The organism is Mariniradius sediminis, assembly GCF_021491425.1.
GTDB lineage: Bacteria > Bacteroidota > Bacteroidia > Cytophagales > Cyclobacteriaceae > Mariniradius > Mariniradius saccharolyticus.
The window spans coordinates 276,332-300,227 of record NZ_JAKEVZ010000004.1 but is presented as its reverse complement, the minus strand read 5'-3'; the positions used below and the strand labels follow the sequence as shown (position 1 = coordinate 300,227).

The 23,896-nt window shown below is 46.6% G+C and carries 18 protein-coding genes; 6 read left to right on the top strand and 12 right to left on the bottom strand.

Annotated elements, in window-relative coordinates; translation table 11 throughout:
• Nucleotides 1-257 precede the first annotated feature (257 nt).
• Nucleotides 258-1,928 carry a DUF6909 family protein gene (locus tag L0U89_RS07360; RefSeq protein WP_234860937.1) on the bottom strand — a complete coding sequence of 557 codons (1,671 nt, stop codon included), beginning with the start codon at nucleotides 1,926-1,928 and terminating at the stop codon, nucleotides 258-260.
• A gap of 89 nt (nucleotides 1,929-2,017) precedes the next feature.
• Nucleotides 2,018-2,548 carry a DinB family protein gene (locus L0U89_RS07355; RefSeq protein WP_234860936.1) on the bottom strand — a complete coding sequence of 177 codons (531 nt, stop codon included), beginning with the start codon at nucleotides 2,546-2,548 and terminating at the stop codon, nucleotides 2,018-2,020.
• Nucleotides 2,549-2,616: 68 nt separating this feature from the next.
• Between L0U89_RS07355 and L0U89_RS07350 the strand changes: the two genes are divergently transcribed.
• Nucleotides 2,617-3,966: a M28 family metallopeptidase gene (locus L0U89_RS07350; RefSeq protein ID WP_234860935.1), complete on the top strand. Its 1,350-nt coding sequence runs from the start codon at nucleotides 2,617-2,619 to the stop codon at nucleotides 3,964-3,966.
• An 864-nt stretch (nucleotides 3,967-4,830) separates the two neighbouring features.
• Here the strand turns inward: L0U89_RS07350 and L0U89_RS07345 are convergent.
• The 5 genes from L0U89_RS07345 to L0U89_RS07325 all read right to left on the bottom strand — a co-directional run bounded on the left by L0U89_RS07345 (nucleotide 4,831) and on the right by L0U89_RS07325 (nucleotide 11,044).
• A complete protein-coding gene (locus L0U89_RS07345; RefSeq protein ID WP_255777845.1) occupies nucleotides 4,831-5,934 on the bottom strand; it encodes a serine hydrolase domain-containing protein in 1,104 nt (367 codons plus the stop codon).
• Nucleotides 5,935-6,193: 259 nt separating this feature from the next.
• On the bottom strand, nucleotides 6,194-7,252 hold the full coding sequence (locus tag L0U89_RS07340; protein WP_234860933.1) for a BspA family leucine-rich repeat surface protein: 1,059 nt from the start codon (nucleotides 7,250-7,252) through the stop codon (nucleotides 6,194-6,196).
• Between the two features lie 63 nt (nucleotides 7,253-7,315).
• On the bottom strand, nucleotides 7,316-8,497 hold the full coding sequence (locus tag L0U89_RS07335; RefSeq protein ID WP_234860932.1) for a BspA family leucine-rich repeat surface protein: 1,182 nt from the start codon (nucleotides 8,495-8,497) through the stop codon (nucleotides 7,316-7,318).
• Between the two features lie 653 nt (nucleotides 8,498-9,150).
• Entirely contained in the window at nucleotides 9,151-9,885 is a 735-nt protein-coding gene (locus L0U89_RS07330) for a LytR/AlgR family response regulator transcription factor (RefSeq protein WP_234860931.1), read from the bottom strand.
• Nucleotides 9,878-11,044: a sensor histidine kinase gene (locus L0U89_RS07325; RefSeq protein WP_234860930.1), complete on the bottom strand. Its 1,167-nt coding sequence runs from the start codon at nucleotides 11,042-11,044 to the stop codon at nucleotides 9,878-9,880. The genes L0U89_RS07330 and L0U89_RS07325 overlap by 8 nt, the downstream gene beginning before the upstream one ends.
• A 1,179-nt stretch (nucleotides 11,045-12,223) precedes the next feature.
• Here L0U89_RS07325 and L0U89_RS07320 point away from each other — a divergent pair.
• The 5 genes from L0U89_RS07320 (at nucleotide 12,224) to L0U89_RS07300 (ending at nucleotide 16,656) form a co-directional block, all read left to right on the top strand.
• A complete protein-coding gene (locus L0U89_RS07320) occupies nucleotides 12,224-12,931 on the top strand; it encodes an orotidine 5'-phosphate decarboxylase / HUMPS family protein (protein ID WP_234860929.1) in 708 nt (235 codons plus the stop codon).
• 12 nt (nucleotides 12,932-12,943) lie between these two features.
• Nucleotides 12,944-13,978, top strand: a complete 1,035-nt coding sequence (locus L0U89_RS07315) for a zinc-binding dehydrogenase (protein WP_040481490.1) — start codon at nucleotides 12,944-12,946, stop codon at nucleotides 13,976-13,978.
• 1 nt (nucleotide 13,979) lies between these two features.
• Complete coding sequence (locus L0U89_RS07310; protein WP_234860928.1) at nucleotides 13,980-14,771, top strand: SDR family NAD(P)-dependent oxidoreductase; 792 nt, start codon at nucleotides 13,980-13,982, stop codon at nucleotides 14,769-14,771.
• A 3-nt stretch (nucleotides 14,772-14,774) separates the two neighbouring features.
• Nucleotides 14,775-15,662 carry a sugar phosphate isomerase/epimerase family protein gene (locus L0U89_RS07305; RefSeq protein ID WP_234860927.1) on the top strand — a complete coding sequence of 296 codons (888 nt, stop codon included), beginning with the start codon at nucleotides 14,775-14,777 and terminating at the stop codon, nucleotides 15,660-15,662.
• A gap of 115 nt (nucleotides 15,663-15,777) precedes the next feature.
• On the top strand, nucleotides 15,778-16,656 hold the full coding sequence (locus tag L0U89_RS07300) for an SMP-30/gluconolactonase/LRE family protein (protein WP_234860926.1): 879 nt from the start codon (nucleotides 15,778-15,780) through the stop codon (nucleotides 16,654-16,656).
• A gap of 148 nt (nucleotides 16,657-16,804) precedes the next feature.
• On the opposite strand, the gene L0U89_RS07295 is transcribed toward L0U89_RS07300, so the two are convergent.
• From L0U89_RS07295 to L0U89_RS07275, 5 genes are all read right to left on the bottom strand, one after another.
• Entirely contained in the window at nucleotides 16,805-17,473 is a 669-nt protein-coding gene (locus tag L0U89_RS07295; RefSeq protein WP_234860925.1) for a toxin-antitoxin system YwqK family antitoxin, read from the bottom strand.
• Nucleotides 17,474-17,492: 19 nt separating this feature from the next.
• Nucleotides 17,493-17,771 (bottom strand): Txe/YoeB family addiction module toxin, encoded by a 279-nt coding sequence (locus L0U89_RS07290; RefSeq protein ID WP_234860924.1) that lies wholly within the window; start codon nucleotides 17,769-17,771, stop codon nucleotides 17,493-17,495.
• Complete coding sequence (locus L0U89_RS07285) at nucleotides 17,768-18,019, bottom strand: type II toxin-antitoxin system Phd/YefM family antitoxin (RefSeq protein ID WP_234860923.1); 252 nt, start codon at nucleotides 18,017-18,019, stop codon at nucleotides 17,768-17,770. The genes L0U89_RS07290 and L0U89_RS07285 overlap by 4 nt, the downstream gene beginning before the upstream one ends.
• 422 nt (nucleotides 18,020-18,441) lie before the next feature.
• Nucleotides 18,442-21,960 (bottom strand): CRTAC1 family protein, encoded by a 3,519-nt coding sequence (locus L0U89_RS07280; RefSeq protein ID WP_234860922.1) that lies wholly within the window; start codon nucleotides 21,958-21,960, stop codon nucleotides 18,442-18,444.
• 150 nt (nucleotides 21,961-22,110) lie between these two features.
• On the bottom strand, nucleotides 22,111-23,844 hold the full coding sequence (locus L0U89_RS07275) for a RagB/SusD family nutrient uptake outer membrane protein (RefSeq protein ID WP_234860921.1): 1,734 nt from the start codon (nucleotides 23,842-23,844) through the stop codon (nucleotides 22,111-22,113).
• Nucleotides 23,845-23,896: the final 52 nt, after the last annotated feature.

Sequence of the window (23,896 nt, the reverse complement as noted above, 5' to 3'; positions counted from 1 at the left end):
CTAAATTCTAGATCAATCGTTACAAAAAACCTGACGAAAATCAGTTTAAGTCATGATTCTAAACACAACTAAAAAAACGTACCGAAATCAAAACAAAACTTTGGGGTTCCAACTACTCAATAGAATAAAATTTGGAAGAATACCTAAATAATGGAATTAAAATTTTCCATCAGTTTTCAAGCATTCTCATTTCCAAACAAAATAAAAGCCCCCTGTGCGGAGGCTTTTGTTACGGGATGTTCTTTCGAGCTTGTTTTTTAGGAAAAAAGCTTCTCCAAAATCTTGTAGGTAATCAGATAAGTGGGCCGCACACCGTCCAAGCCCAAGGCGCCAGAGGCCAATGTACTGCCAGTTTCCAAGGGATTGTCCGAGGCATAGTAGGCATATAGGACTTTTACATTTTTGCGGATACTGTTTCGGATACGGCTTTCAGATTGGATCGCCTTCTGGTAATGCGCCCCTTCCATCTCGAGGCCGATGGCTTTCCAAGAAGAATTCATCAGATAGCTCAACACATCCTTGTTTTGGAGAGAGGTACCGAGTACCGTAAACATCGTGCCTTCAAACACTCCCAAGCCATACCCCTCAAAATCCTGCTTCTTGAGCTCATTGCGAAAAGGATAATTGTCTGCCGTCCCCTCAAACACATGGCTTGTGGGGATCATGATGTCGCCTTTCTTCCCTGTGAGAATTCCCGCCTTGCCCATGATAGATGCCGAATACACGTTTAATGGATAGGATTTGCCATCTTCCGTATCGTAAGGTTTCAGCAATTCGTCAAAGCATTCATATGCCTGCTCACCAAAAGCATAGTCCATAACCAACAGTACGGGTTCTTTCCCAGCCTCGGCCTTCAGCGAGATTCCCGGCAGGATGGTTTTTTTATCCATCAAAGCCGTGTCCAGCAACTGCACATTGATATTGGTGCCCGAGACATCGTTGATCTCGATAAAGCCATGCTTTTTGGCGTAGCTGAGGATATCCTTTCCTTTGTGGTTTTTGGCACCGATGCTGATCTGCATGGCTGCTGCTTCGATTTCCTCAAAAGAACCCAACTTCAAAGCCTGATGCCCATAGACCGTATTGAGCACGGAATGGAGATTGGCGGAAATGATATGGATGGGTCTCTCGATCAAACCCTTTTCAAAAAGCACCTTTTTGATATTGTTGGCCCAAAGCTCTCCATATACATGGTGTCCAACTCGTTGGCGCAGGGTGGAGGAAAAGGATATCTCCCGGTCCTTTCCATCAAAAAACTCATCCATCGCCAGTTTGCCCAAATGGTACACGATGGTAAACAGGCTGCTCGTATGGGGTGAGGACTCAAACTTGCCGACTGCCTCGTGCGTCTCATCAAAGGTCCGCCCGATCACATGGCTGAGGTAGGAACAGGCCACTTCCTTATCAAAAGCCTCCCCATTTTCCTCCTTTTCCACGATCTTCTCGAGCATCTGCCAGTTGAGGTCCAAGCGCCCCTTGATATCGGTGCTGTTGGTTTTGATTTTTTCTGACTCGATAAATAAAAAAGTCAAATGGGTCAGGATATCATAAATGTCAGAGCGACCGCGGGTCATCTCCACGTACATCTGATCGGCATCCACACGGTAGCAGTTGCGCTTCCGCTTGGGAGGGACGATGGCGGGAAATGTGGAATTCTCATAGCCTTCCCTGCTGATGAGGCGGATATAGCGGCATTCCTCAATTCCCTTTGGCAGGCGCTCCATGACATAAAGCAATCCGTCCAACTCAATCTTCTCATCCTCGGCAAGCAGGCCATAAATCTCCGGACTCAATACCAAAAGTGAATCCACCAAGGACTCCCCCGAAACACCCATCGGCTTGTAGGACCCCCTCATAAAGAGGTGCCTCATGGTGATGTAGAGTTTCTCAATGGCCGCCCGGGATTCTTGTGCACGTGTTCTTTGCATCGCTCAAATAGTTTTTTTGTGGGGTAAAATTCTACAAAATTACACAATTCTGCCCCAAATCCCAGATGAAGGAATTGTAAAGGCTCCGATCAAGCAATCAGCGGTAGGTATCTCTCCTGTAAAATCCTCAAGTGATGGTGCGCATGCCCGGGAATCATCGTTAGAATCGCCCTGAGGCTGACGGGATTACCATTGGCGTTTCCCATTTGGGTGTAGAGTTTTGGATCCAAGGACCTGACCATGGAGGTGACGGCATTTCTGGACAATTCAAAATCCCAGACCAATTGCTCCAAGGGCAAATCGTTGAACGCAGCAGCAGCCAAATATTGATCCTGGTCAAATCCGGGTAGAGGCCCTTTTTCACCTCGGGCAATGCACAGAGCACGATAGGCGAATATCCTGTCAGTGTCGATCATATGGCCCAAAACTTCCTTTCCGGTCCATTTTCCGGGGGCATATGCCAGCATACTTTTTTCCTCGCCCAATTGACCGAATATTTCTTTCACTTCCTCAATTTGGCTCAAGTAAAGCCCCATGATGTCTTTTTCTGCAACAGCAGCGATATATCCTTTGTAGAAAGCGACGTATTCGCCTTCTTGGGGTAAGATGAGTTCGTTCATGTAATTCCTGTTTTGCATTGATTTTGATGCAGGTAAATTTAGCGCATTCACCTAGCGTATAATCCCCGATGAAAAAAATATTCCTATTGCTGTTTGTTTGCACCTGCCTTTTGGCCCAGGCACAAACACAGATCGTCCATAGAAATGCCGCAATTGCTTCCATGGTCGAAGAGGTCTCTGCGGCCAACCTGGAAAAGCATGTCCGTGATCTGGCAGCATTCCGCACCCGCCACAGCCTAAGCGCAAATGCTTCCAAGGAAGGCATCTCCGCCTCCCAACAATATGTCCTTGCCCATTTCCAATCCCTGATACCTGCTTCAGGTGGAAGGCTTTCGGCGATGATCGACACTTTTACCGTACCTGCTGACGGCAGAAGGATTCCCACCGACGCGCCGATGGGCAATGTCATGGCCACGCTCAAAGGCACTGACCCGCAGGATGACCGCGTCTTCATTATATCCGCCCATATCGACAGCCGGGCGCTCGATGTCATGAACAAGGAAATCGATGCCCCCGGCGCCAACGATGACGGTTCGGGAGTAGCCGCCATCATGGAACTCGTCCGCATCATGTCCAAGAAATCCTTCCCGGCGACGATCATTTTTGTGGCCGTATCAGGCGAGGAACAAGGCCTCAAGGGCGCAGCTTATTTGGCAGAAAAAGCCAAAAAAGAAAACTGGAACCTCGTTGCCATGCTCAACAACGACATGATCGGCAACAGCAACTCTTCCCAAACAAATATCAATGACAATACCCAAGTACGCATATTTTCGGAAGGTGTGCCTGCCGCCGAAACCGAGCAGATGGCCGCTATTCGCCGCTATACCAACGGCGAAAACGACTCCAAATCCCGCCAACTCGCCCGCTACATGAAGGAAGTGGGGGAACGGTACGTGGACCAATTGGAAGTAAAATTGGTTTACCGAAATGACCGTTTCCTGAGAGGGGGCGACCATACCCCTTTTGCGCAGCAGGGCTTCACGGCCATCCGGGTCTGCGAGATGAATGAAAACTACTACCACCAACACGAAAACGTCCGCCTCGAAAACGGCATCCAATACGGAGACCTTCCGGAATTTGTCGATTATGAGTACATGCGCAAAATCACCGCGATGAACCTCGCTTCCTTGGCATCGATGGCTTCGGCACCCTCCGAACCCACCAATGTAGGCATCGACGTGCGCAGACTCAGCAATACCTCCACCCTGCGCTGGGAAGCCCCTTCCAAAGGCAAGGCCAAAGGCTACTATGTCCTCATGCGTGAGACCGATGCCTCCCAATGGCAGAAAAAATTCTACACCGAAGAGACAACGCTGACCCTACCCTATTCAAAGGACAACTTCTTTTTTGCAGTGCAGGCAGTAGGCGAAAACGGCTTCGAAAGCTTGGCGGTATTCCCGCAGCCGATTACGCGGTAAGGTATCTTGCCAATCTTGGCCTCAATTTTCCGGGACTGAAGCTTAGGCGGCAGACGCAGCTATGCTACCCGGACAAGCCAAACCAGGCTTCTCTTCCCTCTTGGAAAAGTGATAGAAATTCTTGGTTTTTGATTAAAAGTCGGGGAATGGTCGGGTGACGGTCGGGACACTATCGGGACATCGTCGGGACACGGTCGGGCGGAAGTAGGCTAAAAGTGGGCGATTGGACGGGAAAAATTGAATTATTTCATTGAAAATTGAATATTTCCATTGCTTTCGATTGTGCGTTTTTTGGTGGTAGCGTGTAGGATTGGAAGGTTTTTTTTAAGGTCGGTACAACGATGACAACAGAAATTGGGCCCGCGCAGCGGGAAAGACTAATCCACTGCACAAATAGACGGATTTACAAATGCCTCCTAGAATAGCGAAATACTCCATGAATTGCAAAATCATCCTGTTGTTCCTCTTTCCACAAGAAGAAAAAAGACCGGATTGCAACTCCGAAGTATTGGGGCCAGATGCCAGATTCTGAAAAGCGTATTCACATTCTTTAAACTAAAATTCCACCAAGGATCAAGAGGAGTGTTGATTATTATTTATTTCGTTTTATTTATCAAGTGATTTCAAAAAATTATTACGAACTAACTTTCCGAAAGGCAGTTGTTTGTTCCATATCCGATTTAGCAGTTCTACTTGACGAAATGAATGGTGGGTAAGAAAGAATGTAGAAGGAAATCGATTGTTGACTGCATTCCCTCGTCCCACCTTAGTCACCTTTTAACTTTGTCCTTTCAGGATTTTATTTTTATCTAAAGTGAATGCCGATTCAGGAAATAGGGTAGGATTTTGTTAAGAGATTCCTGTCTAATCCGATTCAAATAGGTCATGGTCCGGCCAACTGCTTCTTGATTTTATTTCATCGTTGATTGCTCTCCTAAAGGCTTCAAGAGCAGTGCCGAACTCAGCACTGTTGCCGTTGGCCACCACAGAAAAGCTGAATTTGTCATTTGCTCTTTCCAAAACCGCTGAGGTTCCCGACATCGCGCCGTTGTGAACCCAGTTAAAAAAGCCAAAATACATCTGGTATGCATAGTAATCTTTAAGAAAATCTTTTCTGTAGGGAAGTCGGTCTATTCTAGTCATGAATCTGAGTAAATCTGTCGCAGAAGCTACCCATCCACCTCCTGCATCCATCCGCTTAACGTCGATCTGGTATGGGGTAAAATATGAATGAGGGTTGTAATAGCGTACCTCGTTTTCAAATTTTTCGGAAATGGTATTGTTGCCGATATACATGGATGTAATTCCGCTGGGCTCCAAAATTTTGGTCCGTATATAGGCTTCGTAGCTTTCTCCGCTCAGCTCCTCTATCACCCTTCCTAATATGCAATATCCAAAGTTCGAATAGACAAAAGTGGACCCAGGTTGAAAATCAAGGGGTCTTGTATCAAGGATATACCCAATAAGCTCGTGCTGTGGGTAGTTGATCGGTGAAAACATGGGATCGTTACCGTCGTTGGTCCAGCCCCCTGCCTTGTGCTCTAGCAAGTGTCTGACGGTGATAGCCTTTATGGCCTCCGAATACGGCTTACTGCCGAATCTAGTTCCCAAGATTGCCCCTTCCCCAAAAACCTTGTCGTCCAAGGCCAATAGTCCATCTTGGGCAAGCTTGTAAATTCCTATTGCAGTAATGGGCTTGGAAACACTGGCAATGCGGAAAACGCTTTCGTTCGATACCGGCAATTTGGACTCTTTATCTGCAAAACCATAGGTGCCCTGATAAACCAAGCGTTCGTTTCTCATGATCGCTATTTGTACTCCAGGGATATCAAACGCCCTTAAGATTCCATCGATTTTCGCATCAAGTGATGAGAATTGATTCTCTTGTGAAGGATCCGGGTCCCGCTCGCATCCGAATAGGATGCAAATGCAGACAACTGGAAGAAATAAACCAAATGACTTTTTCATAATGATTTATGCTTGGATTCTCGAAGCTAAAAATAGTTTTCAATATCCCACAGGACCTGTCATTAGAATTCAATTATCGGAAGTATAGGAATGTCATTCTTCCAAGTTATTTCCGTCCTGTAGGAATGTCATCCCCTGAACCTAGCTTTCGTTCCCTGCTTTTTGCGGATGGTTCTTTGAAGCAGTAAGAAACGAAAGCTAGGTAGTTATTGACCGACCATTTCGCTTTTTGTTGCCGATTGAGAATGACCTCCGGCTTCTAATCCGGACAGGTGCCCCAAACGGGTTTGGGCAACAGCCATGCCCCCGAATTGGCAAAATCCTTTGGTATAGTAGGGATTTTTGCAACACACCACTCTGACAGATCCTGGTTAAAACCTTTATTGTCATAAAACATACTATCCATATTGGTTACTTGGCTGACATCCCATTCTCCGATTGGTTGATTGAAAAAAATCCAATGTTCGGGAGAATTATCGTTACCCCAAGGATCCCCAACGTACTCAGAAAAATATCCTGCAAACATGCCCTTCATACTCGTCACATTGCTGACATCCCAATTTCCTATGGGCTGGTCAGTACTGACTCCATAGAACAAATAGCTCATGTCAGTGACCAGGGAAGTGCAAAGTTTGGACTTATCAACATTCCTCAAAAGTTGCCTCAAAAAATCATTGTTCACAGCCTCATACTCGACTCCGTTGATCATACCTTTGTCACCCGCGATGACATTTTCGCATTTACAGGTGATCCCGTTTTCAGCAAGGTAAAATTTCGGTTCACCTTGAGGTTTTGGTACAAATCTGACCGTCACTTTTTTCAATTCATCCATAGTTATCCTCACAGGTTTCATATTTCCACTTAAATTCCCGCCCCAGCTTTCAAATACCCAACCTTCTTTGGGGACAGGAGTGAGTTCTACAGTTGTACCTGGACTGTACTCCCTACCTGAGGGATTTTGCACAATCGTCTCCGTGACCGTTCCCTCTCCAATGATTTCTATATCCAAAGTGTATTCCTTTCTGACAAATACCCCGATGATGTTTTTATCTGAATTCATAGTGAGAAAAAAAGGGCTGGCATTTCCATCTGCATCCCCTTGCCACTGTTGAAAAACCCAATTTTCATTGGCTACCGGAATTACTGCGACCGTTTGTCCTTCATCGAATGCATCAAGCCAACCCGGTGAAAGGTAGATAGTGCCCCCTTCTTCCGGAGATACGGTTTTGGATAATGCAAATGTCTTGGTGGGTTTTTCCTCCTCACAGGAGAAGAGGGTCAGTAATAGCAAGAGCTGAATAAATTTGGTGCTTCTCATAATTGATAAAAATTTAGTGTTAGAAAAATTTCAAATAAGCGGACTCCAGACTATCATATTTATTTAATCCGGACAGGTACCCCAAATTGGTTTTGGCAATAACCACGCAAAATCGGAAAAGTCTGTCGGCGCAACAGGTATTTTTACAACACACCAATTTGATAAATCTTGATTGAATTGTGGATGTAGATAAAACATGTAATCCATATTGCTGACATTGCTGACATCCCATTCCCCAATATCTTGATTGAATCCTTCAAATTTGGGATCCCACTGCGATAATTCTGTTGCTGCAAACATGCCCTGCATATCGGTGACACTACTAACATCCCAAGTCCCAATGGGTTGGTTGAAACTCGAACCAGCGAACATATAAGACATATCGGTGACATTGCTGACATCCCAAGCATCAATAGGTTGGCTAAACTTAGAATCCAAGAACATGTTTTCCATATTTGTGACCTTACTTACATCCCAGTTTCCTATTCTTTGATTTAGTTCAAATTCCAAGAATAGTGTGCTCATATCGGTGACCAAAGAGGTACATAATTTTGTAAGGTCGGCCTTATCACTAACTCTCTGCCTTAACAACTCATTGTTTACGGCTTCATATTCAACGCCGTTTAGGATCCCTTTTTGCCCTAAAATCACATTTTCGCATTTGCAGGTGATTCCGTTTTCGGCAAGAAAGAACCTTGCCTCCCCTTGGGGTTTGGGAACGAAAACAGCCTTCCGGAGAAAATTACGGCCGTCGATGCTGATCGTTTTGGGGTTTTCGTTTGAAATCAAGCTTCTGCCCCCTCCGGTATCCTCGATCAACCAACTTTCAAAGACCCATCCTTCCTCGGGGACAGGCGTGAGTTCAACCATCGTACCATGTGGCAACTGCCTCCCCGAAGGATTTTCAATTATCCTATCGAAGACCTTGCCCTGTCCCACGATAGTGTATTCGAGGAGAAAATCCTTCTTGACAAATACAGCTTCAATGCTTTTGTCGGAATCCATCGTAATCATAAGTGGATTGGCCGTGCCGCTTGCAGCACCAGCCCATCTAAGGAATACCCAGTTCTCATAGGCTACTGCAGTAAGGGTGACGGATTGCCCCTTCTCAATCGGTCCGGGAGGAACTGAGGAATTTATTTGCCCACTTTCAGCCGGAAAGACCGATATGGCCAGGTATCGTTCCTCTGAACAGGAAATCAGCGCTACAAGCAAAAGGATTGGTAATGATTTAATCGTTTTCATAGTGTTAAAAGTTAAAGGTTGAAAAACTGCAAAATACCAATTGGTGTGTACTGGGCTGAGGACAGATACAAGTGTTACCAATCCATCGGCTCACAGTTTTCATTTTACCACAAATACCCTGTGAAAGTTAGTTGATGGATAAAGTCATCACCACTTGATGCCAGGTTACTTGGGATAAAAGATGCCTTGTAAATTTACCTATGATTCATGTCGATACAGAAGCAAACGTAATATTTAGATAGGAGTCAGGTGGTTCTTGTACGCGACTAAGGAGTTTCGTCGTGTATTTTGGTATCCTCGTCGCAGTGACATTTAAGCGAATGATGAAAAGATACTCCTTGCTCGGTAGTCACTTTATCTTTGCTGACCCTTCCAACCACCTGGTCCCCGCATAAAAATGCGCCTGTTTGACTCGATGGCCAATGCAATCGGCCTGGCTTCCTGCCCTTTACATCTTTTGGAGACCTAAAAAGTAGCGTAGTCAATTCATTTGAGGAAAAATAGCCAAGCGGACCTGACAAATGCCAGAAAAGCAGGACTGTTGAGCCGAAAAGATTAGCCGAATGAGGGAGACTTAAAAGACATGCAGTGCTCAAATAGACTCGCATGACTTTCTATTGGGTATCGAGGGCGGCTCGTACCCTGCTCCCGTTTTAGGGGCTATTTAACTTCAAAAAATTGTTTCGGTAGAGCTTTCCGATTGGCAATTCCGCACTCCCGATCACTACTGTCTCGGTAGTAAAAGACTTTAACTTGCAAAGCGATATTATATAAGAGCGGTGGATACGTACAAACTGGCTTTCGGACAACATAGCCTCTACCGACGCGATCGTTTGGCGCGTGATGATAAGGCCTTTCTCAGTAAACACTTTCACATAATCCCTGTCACTCTCGATGTAGATTATATCATCCAACAGCACTTTTTTCATTTTGCGCTCCGCTCTCAGATAGATGGATGAATTGGCAGGGTTACTTATCTCCGGGGTGGTTATCCCATGTATTTCGAGCGCTTGATGCTTTTGGCGAAGCGCTTTGTTCACGGCTTTCAAAAAACGATCAAATCGAATAGGTTTTAGAAGGTAGTCGATCACATCCAATTCAAATCCTTCATGTGCAAAGTCTTTGTGCGCGGTTGTAAAAATGATCTGCGGAACAATACGGAGACTTCTTACAAATTCGATCCCAGTAAGTTGGGGCATTTTTATATCCAACAAGATCAGATCCACCGAATGGTCTTGCAAAAACATCGTTGCATCTATCGCATTTCCGAATTCGCCGATAAGCTTCAATGCCGGAATCATTTGAATATATCGCCTGACCACGTCTCTGGCCAAGGGCTCATCATCAATGATGATGCATTTGATCGGCATATGAATTTCATCAGGCATAAACAGTGGGCTGGGGTTGAGTAAGCGCTTCAATCTGCTGCTCTTTTTTAACTCGAACTAATTCAACCCGCAGGTCAACAACAAAAACTTCCTCCTCGTCTTTTATTTGCAAATTATGTTTCTCTTTGTACAAAAGGTCAAGCCGCTTACGCACATTATTGATTCCAATGCCGGAACGCTTTTTATCTTTTTCTTTCGACGGTACTTTTCCATTCATCAGTTTCATCACGAGGGTCGTATCCTTCAATTCTATTGTCAGGTTGATCCAGGGATTTTCCAAGACATTACTTGTACCGTGCTTAAAACAGTTTTCGACAAAAGGAAGTAATAGCAATGGAGCGATATACACATTGTTTGGTGTTGCAGGTATCGAGACGTTTACTTCCAGTTTATTGCCGTATCGTATTTTTTCGAGATTGACATATTCATTAATCAACTGTAACTCGCGGGTCAAACGCACGAGCGGTTTTTGACCTTCGTATAAAATATACCTGAGAATTTCCGAAAGGCCCATGATCATCTTTGAACCTTTCGGCGATTCTACCTGAGTCTGGGAGTAGATGTTATTCAGGGTATTGAATAAAAAGTGCGGGTGCACTTGGGCTGTCAGCAGCCGCAATTGGGATTCTGTATTTTCTTTTTGCAATTGAAGATTCTTATGTTCTTTGTGGTACCAGTGTTTCCCGAATTTTAGCATCAGTGCACTGCATGCAATGGTAAATGCCCCTTTGTTAGTCGCAATCACTGCCATAAAGAAGGACACGCCTTCGGTCCGTGGTGCTAAGGGCAAATACTCAGGAGGCAACAACAAAGCCAACAATGGAGGAAGTAACTTTCCAAGAAAATAGAGGTTTAAAATGCCTCCAGCAAACCAAAATAGAATGATAACGAACAGACCTAACAAGTATTTCTTTTTCAAAATAAAATTAGGCAATACAATATAGAGCACTCCATAAGTCAATGGAACTTGCGCCAATACCACAAAGAAACTTTCTGTAAATGTATAGACCGGGTTTTTGAAGTAAGCCATTTCGGGATATCCAAATGGAAACGCAGCATGGGTCAATGTGATATATGGATACCAGATTCCCCAAAACAACAGGTGCTGCTTGATACGATCATTTCGTTTATCGGAAAAAATTAATTCTTGGATATTCATAAAAATGATATTTATTTGATACCGAGCCTATTGCTGCAGATACCTAAGTTATAAATTTTTTTTATCATTAATCTATTTATTTCTCTATGAGTTTGTGAAGTAAATAATTACACCGGGGAAATCACCTATCCCATCTGGGATTGCTTCTTCATTTGTTCATTCCCCAACCACCCAATTCATTTCTTGTCGATCGCCAAAATCCAGGCTGCGACAAAAATGATTTGCGGGACCTGGAATCGAAATATCCAAAAAAACACCCTTTTAAAATTAGTCTTTAATCGAATGCTGAAATGTTACTGCGACAAACATGATAATCGCTACGACAAAATGATCTAGTCGCATATAAGAACGATTGGACTCCTGTGAAAAAACTATGCTTACCGCTGTATCAACCTGAAGACTAGGTAAATTTACCTGTACATTTTGCATCCTAAGTAATCTGTTTCAAGTCAGTGATAGTTTCAATCAATTTTTAACCAAAACTATAAAATATTATGAAAAAATTTAATTACAGAACAAAGGTATTGATAATCACTTTGTCCCTCCCCGTCTGGGGTACTTGTCCGGATTAGAAACCGCTCTCAATTTGGATCAGTCAGTGAATCAAGATAGATAGTCAACAATAACACAACTTCGTTTCATTTCGAATCAAAAAGGTTCATTTGCAGACAAATTCGAACGAAAGCTTGGCCCCGATTTTCATTGCCAATTTGAAACCGATACTGTGCTACCCATACCGAAGCGGGATGTGTTTTTGGAATGGGAGTCCATGGAATGTGAAAGGACTGCCACAAATAAGCTTTAGCGTCAAGTCCAAAATTCAGATACGTAGTGTACTCGTAGCGCCCTCATGATATTTCGGCCAAAGGGGATCATATTTCCTCTGCAACGGAAATAGTGCAAACTTTGGAAATTTGGCCTTTAATTCATTGGAAAAAGCTATCATCCTACTTTAAGGACCTGTTGGACATGGCTTAAAGAACCATTCCAATCGATCTATTTAACACTGCGATATTTCAGTTTATTGCCTCATTTTTTTATTGAATACCTAGGCATTTTTCAAATCCAAATTGGAATTGTTTATAGACTCCAAAATTGTTTGCCATTCATCCCAATCAAGATGGGGGCAGTCGCAAAATCTTTTATATTTAATCAAAGCAAGAAAAACTCCCAATACTGATGAGACCCATTGTGCAGATCTCCCTTGATCTGACGAATATCGATGAGGCGCTGGATACGGCCGCTTTGGCGCTTCGGGCCGGTGTGGATTGGCTGGAAGCCGGCACTCCCCTGATTTTGGCGGAAGGCCTGCATGGTGTGCGAAAGTTACGGGAAGCCTTTCCGGGCATCCCCATCGTAGCCGATCTCAAAACGATGGACGGCGGCTACCTCGAAGCGGAAATGATGGCCAAAGCCGGGGCGACCCATGTGGTGGTAATGGCCCGGGCCCATGCCGAGACGATCAAATGTGTGGTCAAGGCAGGACAAGACTTCGGCGTGAAAGTGATGGGCGACAACATGATCTGCCCCGACATGGTGGAAGGAGCCAAATTTTTGGAGGACTTGGGTTGCGATTATGTCATCCACCATATTGGCTACGATGAGCGCAGAGGAATCGCAGCGGCCGGCCACCGCATGCCGAGTCCATTGGACCAACTCCGGGAGGTTGTGGCCGCGGTCAAGGTACCCGTCCAGGCTGTCGGTGGACTTTCCCTCGAGCAGGCCATCCAATGCCCCCAATACGGGGCGCCCTTGGTGGTATTGGGCGCTCCGCTGACAATTGATGCAGATTCCTTTAAGACAGCCGATGGTGACCTCGAAACCTCCCTCAGGATGATTTGCGAAGCCATCCATGCACAAAAAACCATTTTTCCCCAAAACGCCTAAACGATGTCAATCATGAAGATTCCCGCAGTCGTCAACTACTCCGAGCAAAAATATTCGGTTGAAATCCGTGAAATCCCCATCCCTGATATCGGGGAGGAGGATATTCTTTTGGAAGTCGAAAACGTGGGGGTCTGCGGAAGCGACCTGCACCAATGGACCTCCGACCACAGTTGGCAGGTGAACTATCCGGTCGTCTTGGGGCATGAATTTGGCGGAAAAATCGCTGCCCTCGGCGCCCGCGTGGCAGGCTGGAAAGTCGGTGACCGTGTCGTCTCCGAAACCGCCGCCGTGATTGACAGCAAAAATCCCATGGGCAAAGTGGGACTCTACAACTTGGACCCGACCCGCAAGGGCTTTGGCTACGGGGTCAATGGCGCAATGACCCGCTTTGTACGGGTGCCGGCGCGATGCCTACATGCCGTTCCGGAAAACCTTTCTTTCGAGGAAGCCTGCCTGACAGAACCTTGCTGTGTGGCCTTCAATGCCTTGGTCGGAAACTCCCATATCAAACCAGGAGACCGGGTCGTCGTGATCGGCCCAGGAACCATCGGGACTCTTTGCGCAGCGATTGCACGACTTTGCGGAGCAGAAGTGGCAGTTTTGGGCTTGGACGTAGATAAAAACCGCTTGGAAATTGCCAAAAACGCCTACGGATGTGATACCCTGATTGGAGAAGATGCAGCCGAGGCCTGGGCCAAAAAGCGGGATGGATTGGGTGCGGACGTGGTGGTGGATGCGGCAGGACATAGCATCGCCCTCAAGGTGGCCATGAAGCTCGTCCGCCCCAACGGACAAATCACCAAAGTGGGTTGGGGACCAGAGCCATTGGATTTTTCCATTGATCCCATCGTACAGAAAAACGTGCGGCTACAGGGCACCTTTAGCCACAATTGGCCCATTTGGGAGCGGGTGATTGCGCTGCTGTCGAGTGGTGCCTTGAATGTCCGGCCAATCATCGGCGGCGTGTGGCCCATCACCGAATGGCATCATGCTTTTGAAAAAATGCACTCGGGACAAATTGTAAAGGCTGTATTAAAACCTGTATAGCATGCGACTCCAAAACAAGGTCATCATCGTCACCGGAAGCACCACCGGAATCGGCAAGGCCATCGCCAAGCGCTGTGCCGCCGAAGGCGCAAAACTGGTCCTGCACGGACTGGAAGGTTTCTTGGGAGAGGAAGTATTGGAGGAAATAGGAGCGGAGAAAGCGGTTTTTCACCAAGAGGATATTGCCGCCGAAGGCTGCCCGGAGCGATTGGTGCAATTGGCCGTAGACAGCTTCGGAAAGCTCGATGCAGTCGTCAACAATGCCGCTTGGGTGGTCCAATCCAACATCCACAACACCGACCGGGCCTTTCTCCAAAAAGTCCTCGATATCAACGCGGTCGCCCCCTTTCTGCTTGTCCAGGCAGCCTTACCCCAACTCTCCAAAAACCGTGGCTGTGTCCTGAACATCGGCTCGGTCAATGCCTGGAGCGGGGAACCCAACCTACTTGCCTACTCCATTTCCAAAGGCGCCTTGATGACGCTGACGCGCAATCTGGGGGATTCCTTGATCCGCGATCACGGCGTCCGCGTCAATCAAATCAACCCCGGATGGGTACTGACCGAGCGGGAAAAGGAAAGGAAAAAAAGCCATGGACTTTCCGATACCTGGTACGAAGACCTTCCCAAAATGTATGCGCCTGCGGGACGGATCCTTTGGCCCGAGGAGATTGCTGCGGCCTGCGTCTATTGGCTTTCCGATGAAGCAGGACCGATATCGGGCCAAGTCGTAGACCTCGAACAATACCCCATGATCGGGCGAAATGCCCCCAAAGACACCTCAACCATACACTGATCGATGCCAAAAATCGCCGCATTTCCAAAGGCCTTTATGCAGCAGCTTTGCAAGGACGGAAGCATGAAAATTGCCGATTGGGTCAAGCTTGCAGCCCCGCTTCGGATTGACGGGCTGGAATGGTATGCGGGATTTCTCGAAATGGCAGATGAAAAAAACTGGCCCAAGTTCCGCCGCATGGTGGAAAACGAAGGCATGGTTATCCCCATGATGTGTTGCTCGCCGGACTTCACCCATCGGGACAAGGCCTTCCGGAAAAATGAAATCGAAAAGCAAAAACGCTGGATCGAAATGACCGACGAACTCGGCGGAAAATATTGCAGGGTGCTTTCCGGTCAGTACCGCCCCGAACTTTCGGTATCGGAAGGCATCCAGCTCGCCAAAGAATGCATCGAAAACTGCCTGCCCTACGCGCAAAGCCTTGGTATCACCCTGGTCATCGAAAACCATTACAAAGACGACTTCTGGGAATACCCCGAATTTGCGCAGAAGCGCTCCATCTTCACCAAGCTGGTCAATTCCATCCACCACCCGCACTTTGGGGTGAACTTTGACCCGAGCAATGCCTTCCTGGCCGGGGAAGATCCCCTGGACCTGCTGTATGACATTTCGGAACGTGTCCTGACCATGCATGCCAGCGACCGTTTTTTGAAGTACGGAACGATCGAAGACCTGCGCAAAGAAGAAGGCGGTGCGGTCGGCTATGCCAAGCGACTGAGTCATGGCGAAATCGGAAAGGGCATGAATGACTACGACGCCATTTTCTCGGAACTCAGACGCGTCGGATTCGACAGCTGGATCAGCATCGAAGACGGCGTCGATGGCATGGATCAACTGAAGCGCAGTGTGGCGTTTTTGAAAAAGAAAATCGCGCAGTACTGGAAAAAATAGCCGATAGTTGATAGACCATGGTCCATAGCAATCGATCAAGCCAAAGTCATATCTAGAAATCCCTTGATTCCCATATTTCCATGGTCTATGGACTATGGACTAAACCCTCCCCCCCATGCAAGCTCTGACCATCACCTCTATTCCCTCCCAATGCTTCCTTGGCGAAGGGCCGCTGTGGATCGCGAAACTCGGCTGTTTCTTCTGGGTGGACATCGAAAAAGGCAAGCTCCACCGCTATCATTTAGGCAGCGGACAACTCGAATCCCGATACTTTCCACACCGCTTGGCAGTGGTTTTGGAAGCGGAAAACGGCAAATTGATCTTGGGTCTGGACCGAAAGCTGGTTCGCTACGATTGGGAAACGGAGCAAATCGAAGAACTCTGTGGAGTCGAAGAACACTTGCCCCTGAACCGATTCAATGACGGCAAAGTCGATCCCCAAGGCCGCGTTTGGATCGGCACGCTGAGCACCCGGTTTACGGAGGGTTCAGGCGCACTGTACCGCATCGGCGCTGATTTCCAGCCACAGGTACAGTTGGAAAACCTCACCATCTCCAACGGCATGGCCTGGACCGCAGATGGACGCACTTTTTATTTCATCGACACACCGACCAAAAAGATCCAGGAATTCAGTTTTGATCCCGCCTCAGGTGCGATCGGGTTTCGGCGTATTGCGGTGGAGATTCCGGAGGGATTGGGCTTCCCGGACGGCATGTGCATCGACAGGGAGGGCATGCTTTGGGTGGCGCATTATGCAGGCGCAGGCGTATACCGCTGGAATCCCAAGACAGGTGCTCTATTGGACAAAATCGAATTGCCCGTGCCCCATGTGACTTCCTGCTGCTTCGGTGGGGACGATTTGGACCTGATGCTGATTACCAGTGCGCAAGAAAACCTTTCTCCCGCTGAGATCGAAAAGTATCCGCAGAGTGGCGACGTATTTTTGGTGAAGATGGCGATCGGCGGTTTTGAGTCCCACCGCGCAGGTTTTTGAGGGTTTGGAAGCCCACCTGGGAGCAATGAAATCGGAAAGATCAACAAAATCATTAGGGTAAAATGGCTTGTCCCCTAAACCTAGCTCCTACACCAAATATCACCCAAGTGGAGGGAACACTATGAGAAATTTTGCTATTTCTTTTGATTCAACAGTCCTCGTCATCGGACAGAAGAGGTGCATTTTCTATGGAATTGTCCGGTTTTTCGAAGTCTGGACTCTGATAAATGGTTTCAATTAGGGAATCATTTCGGTAGAATTCTACGATAATTAGCTTTTGCTTTTGATAAATATACCACAACCCATGTCTCATGTCTTTTCTATATTCTCCCTCCTTCTCAATGTAACCGCACCTTGGATTATAGCTAATTGCCTTCCCTTCTTTGATTCCATTTTCATAAGTTTCGATATAATGTAGTTTACCATTTAAGAACCATTTTTGAATCCCGTGAAGTTTACCGTCCTTCACGATTAATTCACAATATTTTTCTCCCGATTCGAGAAACTCGTAATAATATCCATTTTTTTTATCATTTAGCATTAGGCCAGATTCTCTTAACCTACCATTTTGATAAAATGTAGTTACTGGTTCTATTTGATCTTCCAGCGCATCTTTTTTCTCCCCATTCTCACAAGAAAAAATGAATGAAAGAATCAAAATCGAGGCAATTATCCTATTTCCACCCATTGTGCCTTTTTTTGCGTTTTGTTTGTGATCTTTTAACCTGCCAGAAAAAGCCGTGCCACCCTCTTGGGAGTAGCATAGACCTTCGGTGGTGGCTGGGTGGTGTCTATTGCTATCGGTATGCAATTCCATCCACTCTGGGAAGTGAATTTTATTTATCACCATAATGGCCATAGGCCCCTAAAACAGTCACCAGGATTTTAGCCCCATCGATCAGGTAAACAAGCCTGTGCTTTTGATCTATCCTTCTTGACCAAGTATTTTGCTGAAAATGTTTGAGCCTTTCTGGTTTTCCTGTACCTGTTTCCGGATGTTCCTTTAGTTCCTGAATCAAAGAGAAAAACTTCTTTAGAAGGGGCTTATTTCCTGTTTTCTTCAACTTTTCAAGATCCTCCAGAGCCTCAATTGTGAACTCTATCTCAAAAGTCATATACCGAGGAGATCTTTCAACTGCTCATTGGACAACTTCACCGTTTTTCCCTCCGAATACGACTGAATACTCTTAGCCAATCGCTCCCGAACGACAGGGTCATCAAAGAATCGATCATTTTTTACTTCGTTAGAGATTTCATAGACCTTGCCTTTTCCTCTCTGAATGATCACGCGCTCATTCTTATCAATCAGATCCAGGTATTTTTTGAGATTTTGTCGGAATTCTCTCGTGCTGATTACTATCATGACATTAAATTCTGTGTACACATGATGGTACATTAAATTAGCTGGAAAAGTTCAGAATTCCATGCTGTTGGTCACTTATAAAGTTTTTGGCCTGCCTTAGCTTAGCACTTTATCCATAAGTGAAGTTCAACCACCGCCGTATAGGCCTTGAATAGACCTTCGATGGTGGTTGGGTGTTATGGATAGCTATCCGGATACCTTTAGCGGCAACCCCTATTATAAATCCAATTTGTAATTGGAACAGATATCCAAGTGCCGCATTTGAATTTAACTTAAGATCAAGTGAATTACAAATTCAAATCTATAGAAAAGCGTAGTTGCAAACTCACGCTTAGCGGGGACCGGGTAAGGGGCTTGGTATCGGTTTCTAGAATGTGAGACTGGAGACCGATCAAAATCATTTGAGCATGTAAGCACTTGGCCTATTCATCCAAGGCCACCCGCTCTCCTTTTCCATTCAGGCCAAATACACTCGCCCCTTCGGGAAGGGTGATAAACCCACCGCTGTTGGACAAAAATCCGGAACGGTTGGCCAATTCGACCCTACGTTCCTTGCCATCAGCCTGTTTCAGGACCACGGTCGAAAACGCCGCAGGAACCTTTTTCACACTGGCAGGCACCGCCCTCGTCGGCACAAAGGCCAAAAGACGGCCCCGGTTTTGACTGGCCAAATAGACGGTCCTCCCGTCGGCCAAATGCAGCAGCGCCATCGACTTGGCATCGCCAGGCACCAAAAATCCGGACTCAAGGCTTCGCACAGGCTCAAACTTGCCCGCACCATCTCCTAGCAGCACCAAGCCCGTAAAGGCATCATACCTTCCGGAAAAGACCTCATTGCCATAATCATTGCCCACCAGGAGGATGTCCATGTTTCCGTCTGCATTGACGTCCGTCAAGGTCATGCCATTGACTGGAGCGATTTGGGCAAGCAGGGGCAGTTCATGCAGTTTGAATTTCCCGTTGCCCAGGTTTTCCAGATAGCTCGTACGGTCGTAGTTGCCGGTCAGCGTGGTCACCCCTTCGAGTTCCTCTTTGGTGAACAGTGTCCCTTCCGTTACCAGCGCGTATTGCTTGTAGCGCTCAAATTTCCTTCGGAACAGCGTGCTTTGCCCATACAAGTCATCCCAATAGTGCGCCGGCACCGAGACAGGCTTGCCCTCATTGTCTTTGAAATAGGTGAAAATCACAGGATCCACGCTTTGGTTCTTGTCAAAATCCTTGGCGTAAACCTTTACAGGCCTTTCCGCACTTGGATGGTAGTAGTTGTTGGCGCCCATGTTGCCAAGGACGTAATCCATGTCCCCATCTCCGTCGAAATCGGCCGCGGCGATGCTGTTCCACCAGCCCAGGTGGTTATCAACTCCCGTATCCAGCAACTTTTCAAATCGGTCTCCGAAATTCCGGAACACCGTCAGGGGCATCAATTCCCCGACCACGACCAAGTCCATCAAGCCGTCGCTGTCCACGTCGGACCACAAAGCATCAGTCACCATACCGATATTGCGAAGCCCCGGCGCAAACAAATCCGTCACGTCTTCCAATGTACCTTTGTTGTTTTTCAGGATCAGGGATTGTTCGGGCAGTGGGTATTTGCCGATACCGGTTCTGCCTCCTACAAACAAGTCCGCAAATCCATCCCCGTCAAAGTCCGCAGCCCGCACCACCGACCCACTCGATTTGATGGCTGGCAAAGCCCCTTTTTGCTCCCTGAAATTCCCTTTGCCGTCATTGACCAGCAAACGGTCAAGGTATTCCTCCGATTCGGGCAAAAACTCCGGACTGCCTGATACCAAGTACAGATCCAAATCCCCGTCATTGTCGAGGTCAAAAAGGACCATTCCCATTTCCTCAAACCTTTTGTCAATATCTGCGGAAAACAGTTCTCTTCCTGCAAACCTGCCATCTTTGGATTGGGTGTATACTACCGGGCTGAATCCTGCCGATGAACCGACAATGAAATCCTCCAGGCCATCCCCATTGATGTCCCCTGTCGCCAGACTTGGTCCAAACTGCGTCAACTTGTGCGGCAAGGTGCGCTGTATGTTGTAGTCGATTTTGTCAGTTTCTTGGTGTACATAGTCAATACCCAAACTGCCGGAAACCTCACTCAGATAGGGGTTCAAGGCCTTTGGCACAAAAGGAAATTTGAGTGATTCCTTGCCGACCTGTGTTCCTTCACCATGTTTGATTTCAATGACTTGATTCGATTGGGGCTTTTGAATCGCTTGGAAAGTCCCATCTGGCCAAAGGACCTCAAGTGTCGCTATGTTTTTTGTCCCCAAGCCAAAATGAACCACGTCTTCCACGGCGGAAAGGTAGCCCCGCGAAAGCTGCTGTTCTTGGTAGAGAAAGCTTCCATCCTCGAACCTAAGGGTAAGTTTTGCCCCAATACCAAATGGGTTTTGTGTATTTCCCTTGAGCTTGACGCGCAGGTAGGTATGGGTTGGGTTTTTCTTGTCAAGCGTGTTTTCAAAGACGAAAGCCAGGTCATTGATATTGTTGACCACATAATCCAAATCCCCATCCTTGTCCAAATCGGCAAATACAGCACCGTTGGAAAATGAAGGTTTGTTCAGTCCCCAAGCTTCCCCCACGTCCTCAAATGTCCAATCCCCTTTATTCCTGAATGAATAATTCGGGATTTTCACGATTGGAATGGAATCCAGCAACTGCCGCAGGGACGCCACACTTCCTACGTCCGCCCGGTAGTTGGCGAAGTCCTTGTCGGTGATGTCCCTCGGGAAACCATTGGTAATCAACAAATCCCGCAGACCATCATTGTCCATGTCCACAAATAGCGGAGACCAAGACCAATCCGTTTGGTACATCCCCGCCATGAATCCAATCTCACTGTAGGGAATCCCGGGACCATTGCCCGCATGCAGCATGTTGCGGACATGTTGGTATTCGTAGCCCCACTGTTCGTTGCTGATGTAGGTTTGATAAGAATTTTTGGAAATGGTGGTCTTCTTCCGATAGTTGGTCTCTCCCAACATATCCAAGGTAATGATATCCGGGTACCCGTCATTGTTGTAATCACCGATATCAGAACCCATGGAAAACATGCTCTGATGCCGTACAAACTCGGCAGTCCTGTTCGAAAAGGTGCCGTCTTGGTTGTTGATGTACAGGATGTCGTTGGTAGTATAGTCATTGCTGATATAGAGGTCCGACCAGCCGTCACCGTTGATGTCGGCCACTGCCAAACCTAAACCAAAGCCCTCTATGGTAATCCCTGCCTCTATTGTCACGTCCGTAAAAGTCCCGTTGCCGTTGTTTTTATAAAGACGGTCATTGTTGATGGCAGAACCGTCGGTGATCTTTTCGCGGTAATTGGAGGGTATGGCCTTGTTTTGTTCGTTGTTGAGGACATACAAGTCCAAATGCCCGTCATTGTTATAGTCAAAAAAAGTCGCCATCATGCTGTTGCCCTTTTCGGCAACTCCAAAGTCCGCCGCCATTTCCTTGAATTGGGGAACGCCAGATCCATTCAAGCCTTGGTTGACAAAAAGCATATTGGCTCTTTTTTCAGGTGAATGGAACATCGCCGCACATACGTACACATCCAATAGACCATCCCCATTGATGTCCACGACGGTCACGCCTGTACTCCAGCGATCTGCGGCTTCAATTCCCGCTTCTTGGGAAACATCCTTAAACTTCAGGTTTCCCTCATTTAGATAAAGCTTGTTTGCCACTTGGTTACCTGTAAAAAACAAATCAGGCAAACCGTCATTGTTGAAGTCTCCGACCGCAACTCCCCCACCGTTGAAGATGTACTCATCTGTGAGGATATTGAAAGTATCGGTCTCTACGATGTTGTTGTTGAAGCTTATTCCAGTCTTCTTCGCGTCAAGCGAGCGAAACAGTGTATCGGGGTCTTTCTTACAGGAAAGCAATGAAAATATGATCAATACCAGTAAAGGGGTGGAGCGCTTCATGATTTGGGAAATGATGGGTTTGTGATTGAAAGTTAATCGGGATTGCTTGCTTGGAAAAAGGATTTATGAAAAAAAAAATCCCGATTGGTACAAAATACAAAGAGATGGCCGATGGCCATCTCTTTGCAATACAATATCTACAAATAGGTTTTAGAATCCAGGGTTTTGAACGAGGATGTCAGAACCCATCAAGTCAATTTGATTTTGAGGGATAGGCAACCACTCGTCTTTTCCAGTATCGAAAACAGAACCACCCAAGGCTGATGAAAGGATCGTTGCATCAAGTGCCAGGTAGAAATCGATTTCTGCCTTAGCAACTCCCCATCTTGCCAAATCGTAGAACCTGTGGCCTTCCATACCCAACTCTAGCATACGCTCCATTCTCACTGCAGTGCGTGCTACGTTGGCGTCCGTCCAAGCTGAATTATAGGTATCGATGACATAGTTCGCGGCAGGATTACCGTTGCTTCTCAACAAAATACTGTTTTTAGCCCTAGTCCTCACTTGATTGACATACCCTCTAGCAACTTCCAAGTTACCAAGTTCGATTTCCGCCTCGGCAGCCATCAACAATACATCAGCAAAACGGATGATTTGGAAGTTGATGCCAGTGTAACCAGGAGTCCAGGAAGAGTTATCTTGGAAGGAACCCCTTTCTGTCCTTGTATAGACATACTTCTTAGGAGAGTAAGGACCTGCGTTTGGCTGATTCCTGATCCAAGCGAAACCAGGGTGATCTTGCCAATCCAAATAAGGGATACCTCTTCTACCTACGGTATGGTCCAAACGTGGATCCAAATTACCTGTATCAGGAGTGAATGGATCGTTTGTTCCAATACCTTGGTCATTCTTCACCCTGTTTGCAGGTGCGTTGTATGATTTGTCCAAGAGAGGCAAACCGTTCGCGTCAGTTCTAAATGCGTTGACGAAGGTAAAGGTTGGCTGGAAGAATCCGCAGCAGTTACCAGGGCCATTTGGTCCGGTGTTGTAAGGGAAGTTCAAGTCAAACTCTGGGTTCGCATTGTTCACAGAACCTGTGTTGGCAGCAGACTGGTATGCCCATACGGATTCCTGGTGGTTGTCATTTGCACCCCTGAAAACATTGTCATAGTAAGGAACCAGACCATATTTCAATCCATTGCTGGTTACACCGTTATTGATAACGTCTGTAAGCGTAGCTCTTGCTTCTGCATACTTTTTAGCATACAATTGAATTTTGCCCAAGTAAGCCAAAGCAGCCCACTTGTTCACCCTTCCTACTTGAGGCTGGGTATTGGGCAAATTGTCAGCAGCAAACTTCATCTCAGCCTCAATGTAAGGAAGCATATCCTTATCGTTTTTGATGAGGTTGAGATCACCTCCAGCATCGTCATCCTTCGAAAGGATAGGAACCTTGTTGAAGTTCCTGTACAGCTGGAAATAATAATGAGCCTTCAAAAACCTTGTCTGAGCCTCGATTGAAAGAGCGGCCGCATCAGACACATCCGCACCTTTCTTGTCCAACAATCTCAGTACCTGGTTGCAACGGGAAATACCCTCATAGTTACCATTCCAGTTTTCTTCCAAGATGTTGATCGTCGGATCAGCCTCATACCTTTGGATCGGGTTGATTGTTGTGAAGTCACCGGGGTCAGTTCCTTTGTTGGCCTCTCCACCACGAATACTTCCCCAAACCCAGTTGGAAGGAGATGCCATCCTTTGGTTCCTGCCATTCACTTGTGAATATGCAGACAACAAAACAGCATTGATACCGTCCAAAGAAGCCAACTGTGCTTCTGAAAGCGAACCAATCGCCGGGATTTCAAGAAAATCCTCGCAACTCGTGGCTACCAACATCATCATGGCTGATGCAGCAGCAGCGATTTTCAATTTAAAACTTTTCATAATGATACTTTTTTTATGAATTTTGTTTCGTTAACAAATTGTTATACAGATT

Coding starts and splice junctions, on each gene's coding strand:
- L0U89_RS07350 (WP_234860935.1), top strand. CDS start 2,617: ATGAAAAAAATATTCCTATTGCTGTTTGTTTGCACCTGCCTTTTGGCC.
- L0U89_RS07345 (WP_255777845.1), bottom strand. CDS start 5,934: ATGAAAAAGTCATTTGGTTTATTTCTTCCAGTTGTCTGCATTTGCATC.
- L0U89_RS07360 (WP_234860937.1), bottom strand. CDS start 1,928: ATGCAAAGAACACGTGCACAAGAATCCCGGGCGGCCATTGAGAAACTC.
- L0U89_RS07320 (WP_234860929.1), top strand. CDS start 12,224: ATGAGACCCATTGTGCAGATCTCCCTTGATCTGACGAATATCGATGAG.
- L0U89_RS07295 (WP_234860925.1), bottom strand. CDS start 17,473: ATGGAATTGCATACCGATAGCAATAGACACCACCCAGCCACCACCGAA.
- L0U89_RS07355 (WP_234860936.1), bottom strand. CDS start 2,548: ATGAACGAACTCATCTTACCCCAAGAAGGCGAATACGTCGCTTTCTAC.
- L0U89_RS07325 (WP_234860930.1), bottom strand. CDS start 11,044: ATGAATATCCAAGAATTAATTTTTTCCGATAAACGAAATGATCGTATC.
- L0U89_RS07330 (WP_234860931.1), bottom strand. CDS start 9,885: ATGCCTGATGAAATTCATATGCCGATCAAATGCATCATCATTGATGAT.
- L0U89_RS07305 (WP_234860927.1), top strand. CDS start 14,775: ATGCCAAAAATCGCCGCATTTCCAAAGGCCTTTATGCAGCAGCTTTGC.
- L0U89_RS07310 (WP_234860928.1), top strand. CDS start 13,980: ATGCGACTCCAAAACAAGGTCATCATCGTCACCGGAAGCACCACCGGA.
- L0U89_RS07280 (WP_234860922.1), bottom strand. CDS start 21,960: ATGAAGCGCTCCACCCCTTTACTGGTATTGATCATATTTTCATTGCTT.
- L0U89_RS07340 (WP_234860933.1), bottom strand. CDS start 7,252: ATGAGAAGCACCAAATTTATTCAGCTCTTGCTATTACTGACCCTCTTC.
- L0U89_RS07315 (WP_040481490.1), top strand. CDS start 12,944: ATGAAGATTCCCGCAGTCGTCAACTACTCCGAGCAAAAATATTCGGTT.
- L0U89_RS07290 (WP_234860924.1), bottom strand. CDS start 17,771: ATGACTTTTGAGATAGAGTTCACAATTGAGGCTCTGGAGGATCTTGAA.
- L0U89_RS07300 (WP_234860926.1), top strand. CDS start 15,778: ATGCAAGCTCTGACCATCACCTCTATTCCCTCCCAATGCTTCCTTGGC.
- L0U89_RS07335 (WP_234860932.1), bottom strand. CDS start 8,497: ATGAAAACGATTAAATCATTACCAATCCTTTTGCTTGTAGCGCTGATT.
- L0U89_RS07275 (WP_234860921.1), bottom strand. CDS start 23,844: ATGAAAAGTTTTAAATTGAAAATCGCTGCTGCTGCATCAGCCATGATG.
- L0U89_RS07285 (WP_234860923.1), bottom strand. CDS start 18,019: ATGATAGTAATCAGCACGAGAGAATTCCGACAAAATCTCAAAAAATAC.